The 14,076-nt window shown below is 35.9% G+C and carries 12 protein-coding genes; 3 read left to right on the top strand and 9 right to left on the bottom strand.

The window, feature by feature from the left end; translation table 11 throughout:
* Positions 1 to 133: 133 nt before the first annotated feature.
* The 4 genes from QMN76_RS05730 to hdeA form a co-directional block, all read right to left on the bottom strand.
* Positions 134 to 922 (bottom strand): hypothetical protein, encoded by a 789-nt coding sequence (locus QMN76_RS05730; RefSeq protein WP_034339777.1) that lies wholly within the window; start codon positions 920 to 922, stop codon positions 134 to 136.
* 362 nt (positions 923 to 1,284) lie between these two features.
* Positions 1,285 to 2,559: an MFS transporter gene (locus QMN76_RS05725; RefSeq protein WP_034339782.1), complete on the bottom strand. Its 1,275-nt coding sequence runs from the start codon at positions 2,557 to 2,559 to the stop codon at positions 1,285 to 1,287.
* A 102-nt stretch (positions 2,560 to 2,661) separates the two neighbouring features.
* The gene (gene dalD / locus QMN76_RS05720; RefSeq protein WP_034339786.1) at positions 2,662 to 4,041 is read right to left on the bottom strand and encodes a D-arabinitol 4-dehydrogenase; all 1,380 of its coding nucleotides are present in this window, start codon (positions 4,039 to 4,041) and stop codon (positions 2,662 to 2,664) included.
* Positions 4,042 to 4,205: 164 nt separating this feature from the next.
* Positions 4,206 to 4,526, bottom strand: coding sequence for an acid-activated periplasmic chaperone HdeA (gene hdeA / locus QMN76_RS05715; RefSeq protein WP_282024189.1), 321 nt, complete (start codon positions 4,524 to 4,526; stop codon positions 4,206 to 4,208).
* 215 nt (positions 4,527 to 4,741) lie between these two features.
* Here hdeA and QMN76_RS05710 point away from each other — a divergent pair, with 215 nt between their 5' ends.
* Both QMN76_RS05710 and QMN76_RS05705 read left to right on the top strand, forming a co-directional pair.
* Positions 4,742 to 5,644 carry a glycosyltransferase family 2 protein gene (locus QMN76_RS05710; RefSeq protein WP_282024190.1) on the top strand — a complete coding sequence of 301 codons (903 nt, stop codon included), beginning with the start codon at positions 4,742 to 4,744 and terminating at the stop codon, positions 5,642 to 5,644.
* Positions 5,645 to 5,982: 338 nt separating this feature from the next.
* A complete protein-coding gene (locus QMN76_RS05705; RefSeq protein ID WP_282024191.1) occupies positions 5,983 to 6,138 on the top strand; it encodes a putative hemolysin in 156 nt (51 codons plus the stop codon).
* A 1-nt stretch (position 6,139) separates the two neighbouring features.
* On the opposite strand, the gene cueO is transcribed toward QMN76_RS05705, so the two are convergent.
* Positions 6,140 to 7,684: a multicopper oxidase CueO gene (cueO, locus tag QMN76_RS05700; protein WP_034339797.1), complete on the bottom strand. Its 1,545-nt coding sequence runs from the start codon at positions 7,682 to 7,684 to the stop codon at positions 6,140 to 6,142.
* A gap of 419 nt (positions 7,685 to 8,103) precedes the next feature.
* Entirely contained in the window at positions 8,104 to 10,032 is a 1,929-nt protein-coding gene (locus tag QMN76_RS05695) for an alpha/beta hydrolase family protein (RefSeq protein ID WP_282024193.1), read from the bottom strand.
* Positions 10,033 to 10,572: 540 nt separating this feature from the next.
* On the opposite strand from QMN76_RS05695, the gene QMN76_RS05690 reads away from it, so the two are divergent.
* Complete coding sequence (locus QMN76_RS05690; protein ID WP_084051572.1) at positions 10,573 to 11,223, top strand: DedA family protein; 651 nt, start codon at positions 10,573 to 10,575, stop codon at positions 11,221 to 11,223.
* Here the strand turns inward: QMN76_RS05690 and trmB are convergent.
* The 3 genes from trmB to dapB form a co-directional block, all read right to left on the bottom strand.
* Positions 11,220 to 11,966, bottom strand: coding sequence for a tRNA (guanine(46)-N(7))-methyltransferase TrmB (gene trmB / locus QMN76_RS05685; RefSeq protein WP_034339802.1), 747 nt, complete (start codon positions 11,964 to 11,966; stop codon positions 11,220 to 11,222). The genes QMN76_RS05690 and trmB overlap by 4 nt on opposite strands.
* A gap of 19 nt (positions 11,967 to 11,985) precedes the next feature.
* Positions 11,986 to 13,173, bottom strand: coding sequence for a methionine adenosyltransferase (gene metK / locus QMN76_RS05680; RefSeq protein ID WP_282024197.1), 1,188 nt, complete (start codon positions 13,171 to 13,173; stop codon positions 11,986 to 11,988).
* Positions 13,174 to 13,274: 101 nt separating this feature from the next.
* The gene (gene dapB / locus QMN76_RS05675) at positions 13,275 to 14,072 is read right to left on the bottom strand and encodes a 4-hydroxy-tetrahydrodipicolinate reductase (protein WP_034339807.1); all 798 of its coding nucleotides are present in this window, start codon (positions 14,070 to 14,072) and stop codon (positions 13,275 to 13,277) included.
* Positions 14,073 to 14,076: the final 4 nt, after the last annotated feature.

The following is a 14,076-nucleotide window of genomic DNA, read 5'->3' as shown; positions in this document are numbered from 1 at the left end:
TTGTGGATTATCTTCGTTGATTAATTAAAATTTCGAACTAAATATGTAGAGAAGACATCATATCTATTATGTAATTGTTAAATTTATTAACGACCTGTTATAGGTCGTTTTTTAACACTCTATCTACACAAAATTATTTTTTGGAGCATTCAACCCACTCATAGGAGACTTTAGAAGTTTGCATAAAGCTTTGTGGAAGCTGAATATTTTCTTTTATACAAAATCCTTTTTTATTCAAAATATCAACTAATAGTTTATCTTGTTTACAAGCTTCTTGTTTATTTTGGCCCTTACTTTTCTTTTCATCCTTTTCATTACAAATATCATAATAATAGCTTTGTTGACGAACAACAGGATAAAGATCAAAAGGAATAAAATCAGGGATAGACATGGTTGCGTAGATATCTATTTTTGATGAAAAGGGTTGAGGTAGTGGAATATAATGATCTTTGGCGAAACCATCCATAACGTCCATAGCTTTGTTAATACCGTTTAAAGGGATATTTATGGTTTGATCATTATTATCGGTATAAAGAATAATATTCTTATTTTCTTTTAAACTGTTGATTAAAGTCAAAGCAGGCATAGGTTCTAATGTAGTATTATAGTTATTTGTTTGACTTACTCTTTTTAGTTCTGTTGTAAAATCTCCAACATCTAATTCTATAGTTGCAGGGAAGTTATTTTGTTTTTGATCAAGAGTAACGTTAATTATAAGAGAGTATCCATAGGGTTTAATTTCTACTGTGATTGGAGAAGCTCCTTTATCACTAGTTAGCGTAACCGCATTATAATATTCTGATAATAACCAAGAATCATATTTATCTTGTTTAATAAATAGAGGATCATTATCCTTGGCTTGTGCAAATGAAATACAAGACATAGTTATTATGGAAGCTAAATATAACGCATATTTATTCATGAAGGCTCTCCTTGGAATCACTCTTTTCTGTTTACAGTGGAAAAAAAGAAAAAGACAAGAGTTTTTATAATAAAAATAGAAATAATCATATTAAAGTAGGCTTTTTATTCTATCTTAATAAAATATTATTCTTCATTATTGTTTTTATGTATTTTGCCTATGTAATTAAATTAGGTTCGTAATGGGAAAAATGGGATTTTTATATTAATGGTGGTGCAAAACGGCAACTTGACACAAGGGAAAAGGAATAAAATATTTTGGTTGTAAAGATGAACGATGTAATGATTTGTTTATTATCCCTTATACGCCTATGCGTGATGAATAAAATAAACCCCCTTTACAGGGGGTTTAAAATGTTTAGTTTAGTTTTTAGCAAGTTTTGTAATTTTCGGTTGTTCAACTTTGATAAAGTAAGTCAAAATTGCTGCAAAAACATACAAAGCGGCATATGTCCATAACACACCTGAAACTCCCCAAATACCAATAACGAGTCCTGCTATAATAGCAGCAACGCTTTGGCTTAGAGAGGCTGATAAGTTATAAATAGAGACTGCGGCTCCTTGGTGATTAGGTTCAAGAGTTGTGAAAACGGCTGTCATTGGTACGAAGGCTGCGACAGTGATACCTAATAGAACAGCAGGAATCATGGCTGCATAATAATTATGACCAAAATAAATAGGTACATAATAGAATGATAAGCAGGAGAATATACCACAAAAACATCCAACCCAACGAACTTGTTTTAACCAACCAATATGATCCCCCATAATTCCCCATAAGATATTGGTGAAAATGGTAATGGTTAAAAATAATGCCCAAATTTGTTGCCATTCTTCATTTGAAAATCCAAGGCCAGCAATGTTATGTTTTGGATCACCTTCCAAGAACCAAGGCATAATAATTGCAACACCAAATAAAGGAATTGTATTAATAATTCGAATTAACGCAGACATAAAAATATATTTATTGGTAAATAAAATTGTGATTGCCTTGGTAAGTTCGTGTAATTTTTCCGAAGTGGATAAATTGGCCTTATCCTCAGATATTTTAACTTTGCGTAATGTGAAAAGTGCCAGCAACCCACCAACGGCAACCCAAATTAATGCTAGCCATAACGTGCCATGTTCACCAATTGATGTATTGGTAAATCCAGGAAGTAACCCACCAATTGTTCCTAGACCAATTGAATACGCGGCCCAAAACCAACCCATTGCTGTGGAAATCTTACTTGCTGGAAGGTTGTGTATAAGTAAAATAATAAAAGAATAGATAAATAAAGGATATCCAAATCCACGTAATCCATAAAAAATAACGATTAATGGATAGCTATGCAGACCTATTCCAAGAGTCATAAATAGAATATGGAAAATAACCCATATTGCAAAGCCTGTGAACATTGCTTTTTGAGGTGTAATGATCTCTGCAATAACTCCAGAGCTCCACGCAGCAATTGCGGCAGCAAAAGCATAGACGGTAAAAACAAAGGTTGCTTGCTCTTGGGAAAAACCCATATTCGTAATATATTTGGATAGGAAAGCCAGTTCGAAACCGTCTCCCGCCATAAAAATGGCAATGGCAATATAGCCCCAAATTAATGTTGCAGGCATAAAACCAAATAAGATTTTTTGTGAGTTCATAAGATGCTCTTTGACAGATGAAGTCCATTAGAAAAATTAGCAAATTCATGCGTAAAAAAAGGCAACACTTAATCTGTGTTGCCTTATGAGCATTATTAAAAATTACTTTTTAAAGTTATTTTTCCAATTTCTCATTTTTTCAATTGTTTGACGCATCAAAGAGACAAATTCTGGTTTCCCAGCGATGCTGCCAAATAATGCTTTATCCCCTGCAAATTGTGCAATTGGATCTTTACTATCAAGCATTGTGTGCATTGCTTTTGCATCTAGGATGCCGTCTTGGTATTCATAAGGAATATTTCCTTTGTGCCACTCTTCTAGGAACACATAGAATAAAGCTGGAAGTACAGCTGTTGCTTTTGGTTCAGCACCACGTTCGTAACATTCCACAAGCGTTGGGGTAATAAACCCTGGAAGTTTAGATAATCCATCAGCTGCAACACGTTGATTGGTATCTTGAATATCTGGGTTACTGAAACGTTCTAATACTACATCTCGATATTTTTCAAGATCTAATGGGCATGGCGTTAAACAGGGAATGACATCTTCAGTAACATAATTCCATGCCAATTGTTTAATTTCAGGGGTTTGCGTACCTTCATGAATATAATTCAATCCAACTAAGGTTCCTGCCCAAGCAATACAACTGTGGCTAGCATTTAAGATGCGAATTTTTGCTTCTTCATAAGGTTGAACATCTTTAACCATTTCTGCACCGACCTTTTCAAGATCTGGGCGGCCATCGATAAATCTGTCTTCAATAACCCATTGAATGAAAGCTTCACCCATAACAGGGGCTTTATCATCAACACCTGTTTCTTTTTTTACACGAGGAGCAAGGTCAGCAGCAGGACGCGGAACAATACGATCAACCATATCATTCGGAGATGTGGTGTTTTTCTTTACCCATTCAAGTAATTCTTGATCTTTGCAAAGTTCAAGAAATTGTAGGAAGCCATGTCGAAAACGATCCCCATTATGACGTAAATTATCGCAGCTTAACAAGGTAACAGGATTACCATTTTGTTTAATACGTTCTTTTAAAATTGCTCGTAAAGCGCCATAAATTGTACAAATTTTACCGCTGAGTTCTGTTTGAATATCAGCACTGTTGGGGTCTAAATTATGACTTGTATCTAAATAATAACCACCTTCGGTTACTGTAAATCCGATGACTTTAGTTTCTGTTTTTGCACCTTGTTCAATCAAGGAAGTCATTTTTTCATCCCAATGTAGAACTTTAGCAATTGAGGTGATTTTTTCGTATTTACGTACACCTTGTGGAGTAACGGTTTCTAAAATATATTCGTTATTTTGTTGTGAAAGAGCGGTAAGAAGCGGTACAACATCATTGCGAATACCACCTATGGCAATTTTCCACTGATCTGCTGAGGAAACCTCTTGTAATAAACGGTGTAAATACCAAGCTTGGTGAGCACGATGAAATGATCCAGCACCAATATGCATCCATATATTTGTCATGTTCTTAAATCTTTTTAAAAGTAAAATTAGTATGACTTAACTATATGACATTTTCGTGATAGATAGTAATGTTTTTTTGCCTATCACACTGTTGTGATGGGCAAAAAATAACCTGACGAAAAGTAATCAGGTTAAAATACAGGTAAAGTTTATGTATTAGGTTATTATTTTTTATTATTCAGATGAGTTTTGACTTTATGTACAAAATTATCTTTTGGGGTATTCTTACACTCTTGAACTAAAACAGGAACGACTTTGGCAATTCCTTGTACATCTAATGTAGGATCTACAATTTTATCTTTTTTTGTCACACCCTCAGCAAACGCGACAGCTGTTGGTCTAAAACTGTCATCTAACATCAAAAAATCTTGGCAGGTTAATTGCCCAACCGGTTTTACTTCTTGTTTTTTTTCTATAGCATTTGCAGCAGTTACTGTTCCGATAGATAAAATGCATGCAGCTAAGAATAATATTGGTTTTATCATTGCGTAATTTCCTATTTAATTTTTAAATTAGATGTAATTGTTATTTATAATACTTCAGATAATAATTTTTTTTAAAAAAAAAAGGGATAAGAATGATTATTTATTCTAAAAAAAATAATTAATTATTAATATTTACTTAATGAAAATATTAGAGATATAATATTTTTTTATGATATAATTTGACTTTAATCAAAAATCAATTTTGAAGTGTAAAAATGAAACTTGGAATTGCTATTACTACGTTTAATAGAGCCGAGCATATAATTAAACAAATTCGCCTTATTCGCAAATTTTCTTTGAATGAGTATGAAATAATTGTTTGTGATGATGGATCGTCTGATAATACGCTTGATCTCTTGGAAAAGGAAAATATTCCGTATATTTCAGGTGTAAATAAAGGAGTTGCTTGGAATAAAAATAGAGGTTTGTATTATTTAGCTAATTATACATCTTCAGATGCTTTTTTATTACTTGACGATGATATTTTACCATGTATGTACGGATGGGACGTCGAGTGGTGTCAAGGAACATTACTTCATGGGCATATTAATTATGTTTCTGATTTTGTAAAACCTCAGGTGTCATTTGGTCAATGTATAGCTCAAAGCCCAGGATTATGCCCTGCGTTACAGGGGCCTGCTATTGGAATTAGTAAAGAGAGCTTCCCTTTGATAGGCTATATGGATAGCCGTTTTGGTCGTTATGGTCACGAACATACAGAATATACTAATCGTTTTATTAAAGCTGGATTTGGAGGTCTTATCCGAGAAGATAATTCAATATTATATGCGGTAATGAATAGTGGTTTGGAATTAAGTCTGCTTCCTTCAAATGGTAGTCCAGATGAGGCTAAGAAGAATGAGCATTTATTATATGGCCTTAATCAAGAATCTTTATATCGCCAACCCTGGTTTAACGAACAACAACGACATGAATTTTTATCTGAGTTTAAAGATTTTGGGCATAAAATTACAATACCAGAATGGGAGATTTTAAAGGATTTCGATCGTGAATTTTATCTAAATATGTATCCAGATGTTAAGGCAGCTGGTGTTGATCCTGCTAAGCATTATTATTTATATGGCCGTCATGAAAATCGAAAATATAAGCTAGATTAACACAATTAGAACAAAGACTGTGCTAGTCTTTATTTTGATTTGAATTAGCTAAGTTACTTTATAAAGATTATTTCATACATAGGGTCATAATATAATGAGCCATTATGTATAGCATTAGTTATTCTGTCTCTATGACAAACAAGATTTCTGACAATTTGAGAAAAATGTGTGTCATTTCGATTTTTAAGTGTTTTTGCCCAATATTTAGTTCAAAATTATGCTATATATAGTATTATAAGTAAAAGTTAGTCATTATGAATTTTAGAGTTATATATCCAATCTTTCTTTTTCTAGCAATAAGCGGATGTCACCATTCAGAAAATAATAAGGTGATTGGTATGCCAAACCCAGCATCTGTTTATTGTGTAGAATTACATGGAAAATCAATATTGATGAATAATCCACAGGGGCAATATGCAAATTGTAAATTGCCCAGTGGTGAACTAATAGAAGAATGGGCTTTATACCGAAGAGATCATTCTTTATCTAAATAAGCTAGGCACTCACTGTAAAACCGCACATCATGCCTGTATCTTCATGCTCCAGCAAGTGACAATGTGCCATATAGGCTCTTTTTTGATCAGCTAAATGATCAAATTTAACTAAGACCTCACTAGTCTTTCCTTCGACGTGAACAACATCTTTCCACCCAGCTCTGTGTGGCGCAGGGGGGGCATCATTTTCTGATAAAATACGGAACTGAGTGCCATGAATATGGAAAGGATGAACCATCATATCCCCTTTTCCTGATATAACCCATCTTTCATATTGTCCTTGCTTTACATTAAAAAGAGGTTGATTCATATGATAGGGAACGCCATTAATCATATTTCCAGCGTGGAAATTAAATGGTTGATCTGAATGTTGGGATACAGAATGCATATCATGTGCCATATCCATGTGATGCATGGAGTGTTGGCCATAACGATTTGAGAAAGCCTGCATGCCCAATATATCGAGTTTGGGGTTCATCATGAGATGTAGTTTGCGTTCGGGAATATGGCTCAACTCTGGAATTACAGATATATTCATTAAATGATCTGGAAGTTTTGTATGATGACTTTCCGAAGAAGGCTGTATAGTTAAAACAGGAACAGCTTGATTGAATGGAGCAAGTGTCATTCCCATTTGGTTCGTAGGTGTTGTGATAATATCAAATGCTTTGCCATCTGAAGTATTGACTAACACTTCAAAACGCTCTCCCATCCAAAGGGGAAGATGATCTAATTGGACAGGTTGTGGTAAAAAACCGCCATCGCTGGCGATTACATAAAAAGGTCTGCCATCACTAGTAGCAAGATTTAACGTTCGTGCATTACACCCATTTAAGAATCTCAGGCGTAACCATCCTTTGGGTGCAATGTGTCGGGGATAGGATGCGCCGTTGGTAAGCATATGATTACCAAACCATCCCAAAGCAGCACTCATAATATCCAGCTTGTATTCAAATTGTCCTTGAGTATTAAATTGTCGGTCTTGTAAGATAACAGGGATATCATCTTTGCCCCAATTTGTAGGTAAAGGCAGTTTTTTGCTTTGTTCATCTTGTATTAAGACTAATCCTGCCAAGCCCATCGTAACTTGCTTGCCAGTTTGTCCATGAAGATGTGGGTGTACCCAACAAGTCGATGCTGGTTGTTGAAGGATAAAGTGAACGGTTTGGCTTTGTTTGGATGGAATTAAATCTTGGGGGCCACCGTCAGAAGATCCGGGAATAATTAATCCATGCCAATGAAGGGTAGTTGGATCGGGTAGTTGGTTATTAATTGTGACAGAGATTTTTTGATTAACATCTAATATCAATGCAGGACCCAGAAAAGCTTGATTGATTCCCCATGTTTTTGTCCGTTTACCATTGATAAATTGGCTGCTGCCCTCTTGTAAAGTAAGGTTTATATTACCCTGTGCGTCAGGATGTAATAGCGGTGGAATAGGCAAAATTGTTCTATCTTGTGTTGCCAATGCAGGATGATAGGGGAAAAGCCCTGTTCCAGCCATACCTAAGAGAGATGTTAGTTTTAAAAAATCACGACGGTTCATATTTTTAATCTTTTACATAAGAGTATGACAATAATACTCATAAGGTTTATTTTACAAATATTTAACTATTTTTATGGCAAATATGAGGTTGAATTTTCTTGATGACTGCATCATGCCATGGGATATATTTTCTATTCATAATATTATTCGAGTTAGGTTGAATATGTTCTGGAATATCACTTTCCTCTTTTATTTGACGGTGTTGCTATGGATCTGTGCAATTAAGTTCAATATTAATGAGTTATTGCTGAGATCATTGCTGTAACTTGTCAAATTTGATGCGTTATAGGTCAAGGATTAACATAACCCAAAATGACACCATTTGTTAATATACACTTATCCAAAGCAATAATGTTGGTAATTAAATATCCTTGTAATTTAATGAGAAGTTCAGTGATGTCTAGAGTGCTTTTATTTTATTAACTCTTTCGATAAATACTAACTTCTTCGTTTAAATCAGCAGGGATAAACCCAAGGATTTTACCAAAAAAGGAAAGTTCCATTTCTAATACTTTTGTTAAAGTTTCCTCTTGTCGAAAACCATGTCCTTCTTCTGGAAATGTATAATAGGCATAAGGGATATGATTTTCTTTTAATGCGTTGATAATTGCTTCGGCTTGAGATGGAGGAACAACTTTATCTTTTAACCCCTGAAAAATAATTGAGGGAGATTTGATGTTGTGGATATGATTGAGGGGAGAGCGTTCTTTATAAATATGTTTTTCTTCAGGATACTTTCCAATTAATCCATCAAGATATCGTGCTTCGAATTTATGCGTATCCTCGGCCATGGCGGTTAAATCGCCTACACCATAAAGACAAGAACCAGCAGCAAATAGTTGGGATTGAATTAAAGCAGTTAAAACGGTAAAACCACCCGCACTGCTGCCCCTGATTACAATTCGTTTGGGGTCGACTTTGCCTTGGTCAATCAGATATTGGCATGCATCAATACAATCTTGCACATCAAGAATGCCCCAATTTTTTTGTAAAGCATTACGATATTCTTTACCAAACCCTGTAGAGCCTCGATAATTTACATCAATAACGCTAAATCCTCGACTGGTCCAAAATTGAATGCGTGGTGAAAAAGCATTGGTTGTCTGTCCTGTTGGTCCACCATGAGCTAGTACGAGTAAAGGAGGGAGTTCTCCTTGGATAGAGCAATAGTCTTTATTGGTCGGAGGATAAAAGAAGGCATGGGCTTTTTGACGGTCTTGCGTGGAAAAACAAATAGGCTGACCATAAGAGATATCTTTTTGGTCGAATTTAATAGAGGTTGCCTGAGCTAATATATGCTGCTTGCCAGCTGAATCTTGCATCATGATTTGTGCGGGCCGATAAGGTGAGTTATTAATCCAAGCAAAACTGTTTTGATCTTGCAAAGGAACAGGGCAAGTATTGGGATAATCTAAATCAATAGGGGTAATTTTATTGTTGTTGATAAGAATTGTTTCAGCACAGCCATTGGTAATTTTTTGTGCAATAAAATGATTATTTTGGATGAAATACCAGCTTTGTTGTCCAAACACCCATGCAGGTAAGCCAATTTCAGCCTCCATAGGGGCAATAGGGGTTAATTGAAGATTAATTCTGTCAACTTGGTATAAATTCCAATAATTATTGCGATCACTACAAACAATTAACTGATTATCAGATGTCCAACCGGGTTGGATTAAAGATTCTTCTTGATCAATACCAGCAACGATTTTTTTATTTTCTAGGTGAGATGCTTGATTGATATGTGCGATACATAAACGGGTTGCTTCCCAAGGCATATGGGGATGATCCCATTCAATCCATGCTAGATGTTGTTGGTCTGGGGAAAGACGAGGGAAGCTGTAAAAATCTGCACCTTCTGTTATTATTGTTATTTGCTGAGGTGTAGATATAGACAAAGCAACAAGACTATTTTTGACCTGCTTTTGTTGATGACGTTCAGCCACACATAGAATATACTGGCCTTTGATTTGAAAATCGGCAAAGCGATATTGATCATTTTGAAAAATAAGAACAGGCTCTTGCTTGTTATCAATAAACCAAACAGATCCTGTCTTTTGATCGCTAAAAACAATTTGGTGATTATGAACATGATATGCCCCTCCACCATATTCATGCACTTGGCTACCCACTGAAAATGGAGAAAGTGTGATATCTTTAATCCCCTCTTGCTTATTCCATTTAACCAACACGGTTCGACCTTGCTCTGCTGGGCGACGTTCGAGCCAGTAAATATCATGATGATCCCTGGTTAGTTCTGAAAATATAATATTTTTTCCGTTAACAATTTGAGGGGTAAAGGAAGATATCCAGCTGCCGCATAAGCTTGGTGTTTTCAAATCAGTCATCAATACAACCTTTACAAGTATCTTTAAATTATCTGTTACTATTGAAATAATACTATATCATAAAAATAATTTGTAAGGAGTTACCTGATACAGATGATATTTATTTCTCGGTCAGTAAATTAAAAAGTAAATTATGGTTTATGACAGAGACTGATGTTTATTTTCGGGTTGGTCTGTGGAAAATGAAAAAAAGCATCTAGAGCTTATAAATTAGCTGCTAGGGAAGCAGCTAACGCCAACAACGAAGTAAAAGATGTTATTTTTTGAATTCATTCAATTTATAAATACATTACCATATATTGAAACAACTGAACGAGAAGATACGAGGAATGCTGTCTACCAATTGGTAAAAGAGTGTCATTTGGATATTTTAGAGGATCAAGTGAAGGAATGGTTTGATGAGGTAAAAGAATTTTAATAGAACCTTTTGTATGTCGTAGATATGTAGTTTTTGGTTTCATAAAGACAAATAATGAGGTAAAGCTATTTTAAATAACTCTATAATATATTGATGGGTATAGAACACTGGTAGAACAATTTATGGATTTTATCCGTGATTATAGTTATTACGGATATTTGCTTGTTGGTTTGGTGATTATGTTGGAAAGTATGGGGCTGTTGCTTCCTGCCGAGACATTATTGATTGCTGCTTCTATTTATGCAGCCTCTCATCAAAGTGGTTTAAATATTAATTTAATTGCACTTTCTGCAATTATTGGCGCGATTATGGGGGATAATTTTGGATATTTAATTGGGCATAAGATTGGATATCGTCTTTTAAAAAAATATGGCCCTAAATTTAAATTAACCCCAGAGCGTTTATTACTTGGTCAATATTTATTTAAGCATCATGGCGGTAAAGTTGTTTTTATTGGACGTTTTATGGTGCTGTTGCGTTTATTTACAGCGCTATTAGCTGGTGCTAATAAAATGCCTTGGAGGGGATTTATGTTCTATAATGCCTTGGGTGGCATAGCATGGGCTGGCGGATATAGCTATATTTCCTATTTCCTTGGTAAACAAATTTTACAGCTTGAAGGAACTATCGGAATTATATTAGGGGTTATTGGGGGTGTTATTTTACTCTCATTTATCTGGTTTATTCATAAAAATGAAAAGAGATTAATTGAACACGCTCAGAAAGAAGCTGAGCGTGAGTCTGCCGAGTTAGATCATAGTATAAATAATTAGACTTTTTTAAATATCCAAAAAATAGGCTGTCTACCTGCTTGATATGCTTTTTGTTCGTATCGCGTAGATGGCCAATTAGATGGGCGTTCAGACGTTTCTAAAACTTTTTCGAAATAAGACTGATTTCCCATGACCTCCAATACCCATTCTTGGTAAGTAGGATCATCACTGGCAACATGCCAATGCGCACCAGGACGTAAAATCCGATGTAACAAAGGAATACGATCAGGATGCACAAAACGTCGTTTAGAATGACGAGCTTTTGGCCAAGGATCTGGAAACATTAAAAAGAGTTTATCAATAGATTGATCTGGAAATTCACGAATTAAAATACGTGCATCTTCATTCCAAAGCCGTAGCATATCTGGAATGGGTGCTGTTTTTTCATCGTCAGTTTCATCTAATAGGTTCGATAAAAGCGAACAAACTCCATTTTCAAAAACTTCACAGGCAATATAACCAACATCAGGATTTGCACGGTGTCGGGCAATACTGTGTTCCCCACCACCAAAGCCAACTTCCATCCAGACTTCTTCGGGTATTTGACCAAAGGCATCTTTCGGATTTTTCAAAGCAGATTGTGGAAATTTTATTCTGGGTAGATAATCATCATATAAACGTTGTTGACGATCACGAAGTGGATGACCACGGCGGCGACCATATAAACGTTCAGTTGCGGGCTTTTCATTTTCTAATGAAAAGAGAAGCTCCTTCTCAGAGGAGCTTTTCTTTGTAGTATTCATAACAACCAGTCTTTACAAATTAACGATTGAACGCATTACGTAAAGTGTCAACAAGGTCAGTCTGTTCCCAAGTAAAATTATCTTTCTTGAGATCAGGCGTGCGACCAAAATGACCATAAGCTGCAGTTTCTCTGTAAATTGGGCGATTTAAACGTAAATGTTTACGGATTCCTCGTGGAGATAAATCCATCACTTCACGAAGAACTTTTTCCAATTTCTCTTCGTTAATATCTTTACCACTATTATGTAAATCAACATAAACAGATAAAGGATGAGAAACACCAATAGCATAAGAAATTTGTAACGTACAGCTATCTGCAAGTCCTGCTGCAACGATATTCTTTGCTAAATAACGACAAGCATAAGCTGCAGAACGATCAACTTTGGTTGGATCTTTACCAGAGAATGCCCCACCACCATGTGGTGCAGCCCCACCATAAGTATCAACGATAATTTTACGTCCTGTTAACCCACAATCGCCATCAGGGCCACCAATAATAAATAGGCCTGTTGGATTGACATAGAATTCATTTTCAGGACACATCCAACCTTCTGGAAGCGTATTTGTGATTAATTCGCGTAATGTATCACGAATATCACTTTGTTTCATGGCTTCTTCATGTTGAGTTGACAACACAATAGAAGTCGCCTTAACAGGTTTACCATTTACATATTGTAAAGTAACTTGGCTTTTTGCGTCAGGAAGGAAACCTTTTCCTTTTGGATCACTGGATTTACGAAGATCATTTAGATTTTGTAAAATCTTATGAGCATAGTAAATTGGTGCAGGCATTAAGCTGTCTGTTTCTGTGGTAGCATACCCAAACATGATCCCTTGGTCACCAGCACCTTCATCTTTACCTTCACCACTGTCCACACCCATAGCAATATGAGCAGACTGTGCATGAAGAAGGTTTAAGGCACTAGCATTTCTCCATGAAAAGCCCTCTTGATCGTAACCGATTTCTTTTACGGTTTCACGAGCCTTTTCAATAAGCAATTCTTTGGTAATGCTTTCTGGGCCACGAACTTCACCAGCCAAAATAATTTGGTTTGTGGTGACAAGAGTTTCACAAGCTACGCGAGCTTCTGGATCGGCTGCAAGATATGTATCCAATACGGCATCACTGATACGATCAGCAACTTTGTCTGGATGTCCTTCAGATACTGATTCAGAAGCGAACAGAAAATCGCTATTGTTTCGCATAATTTTTCTGCTATCCCATCTAATTAAATGTAAAAAAACGAATTTGTTAACAGACCCTTTTGTGACCTCTACGTCAAGAGCAAAAGTAAAAAAAACTTTGTTTATTGCACAGGATCAAGTCCCAAAACATGGGTCATACCATATAAATTTGCTGGTTTTCCTGCACTCCAAAAAGCAGAACGAACAGCCCCTTTGGCAAAAATACGACGATCAAATGCTTTATGAGTCAGGCTAATTTCTTCGACATCAGACAAGAAAAGAGCACTATGTTCCCCCACAATTTGTCCACCACGAAGGGCTGCAAATCCGATGGCACCTTCTTTACGGGCGCCAGTCACACCGTCACGCCCAGATTCTTTTACATCTTTAAGTTGCACATTTCTTGCTTTGGCAATAGATTCCCCAATAGCCAAAGCTGTACCAGAAGGGGCATCCACTTTTTGACGATGATGGGTTTCAATAATTTCGGCATCATATTGATTGGCAGGTAATGCCTTTGCCAATTCACCTGCAAGGCGCATCATTAATGTTACACCTGGTGAAAAATTCGCGGCTTGTATCACAGGTATTGTGCTTGCGGCTTCACGAATTAATCGTTGAGTTTCTTCATCAATTCCAGTTGTTCCCAAAACCCATGCAACATCGCTGTTTTTAAAGGCTTTGGCATGAGTTGCAGTAATCGCTGCATTGGTAAAGTCAATAATGACATCACTCACTTGGATCAGCGCATCAATAGTATCAAAGACTGGAATGGTATCAGATGCATTTTTGATATCTTTGGATAAAGATGTCCCACCTGATAAAATTGCGTTTTCTTGTTGTTGGACTTCTTCTACTAATAAACGCCCAACACGCCCAGTAATACCAGCAATACCAATTCGTAAAGGAGATGATGTCATTTTA

The sequence above is a fragment of the Commensalibacter papalotli (ex Botero et al. 2024) genome, from assembly GCF_947179115.1.
Lineage (GTDB): Bacteria > Pseudomonadota > Alphaproteobacteria > Acetobacterales > Acetobacteraceae > Commensalibacter > Commensalibacter papalotli.
Note: the sequence above shows the minus strand (reverse complement) of the source record. Positions and strands in the feature narration are given on the sequence as shown.

Coding starts and splice junctions, on each gene's coding strand:
- QMN76_RS05730 (WP_034339777.1), bottom strand. CDS start 922: ATGAATAAATATGCGTTATATTTAGCTTCCATAATAACTATGTCTTGT.
- QMN76_RS05725 (WP_034339782.1), bottom strand. CDS start 2,559: ATGAACTCACAAAAAATCTTATTTGGTTTTATGCCTGCAACATTAATT.
- dalD (WP_034339786.1), bottom strand. CDS start 4,041: ATGACAAATATATGGATGCATATTGGTGCTGGATCATTTCATCGTGCT.
- hdeA (WP_282024189.1), bottom strand. CDS start 4,526: ATGATAAAACCAATATTATTCTTAGCTGCATGCATTTTATCTATCGGA.
- QMN76_RS05710 (WP_282024190.1), top strand. CDS start 4,742: ATGAAACTTGGAATTGCTATTACTACGTTTAATAGAGCCGAGCATATA.
- QMN76_RS05705 (WP_282024191.1), top strand. CDS start 5,983: ATGCCAAACCCAGCATCTGTTTATTGTGTAGAATTACATGGAAAATCA.
- cueO (WP_034339797.1), bottom strand. CDS start 7,684: ATGAACCGTCGTGATTTTTTAAAACTAACATCTCTCTTAGGTATGGCT.
- QMN76_RS05695 (WP_282024193.1), bottom strand. CDS start 10,032: ATGACTGATTTGAAAACACCAAGCTTATGCGGCAGCTGGATATCTTCC.
- QMN76_RS05690 (WP_084051572.1), top strand. CDS start 10,573: ATGGATTTTATCCGTGATTATAGTTATTACGGATATTTGCTTGTTGGT.
- trmB (WP_034339802.1), bottom strand. CDS start 11,966: ATGAATACTACAAAGAAAAGCTCCTCTGAGAAGGAGCTTCTCTTTTCA.
- metK (WP_282024197.1), bottom strand. CDS start 13,173: ATGCGAAACAATAGCGATTTTCTGTTCGCTTCTGAATCAGTATCTGAA.
- dapB (WP_034339807.1), bottom strand. CDS start 14,072: ATGACATCATCTCCTTTACGAATTGGTATTGCTGGTATTACTGGGCGT.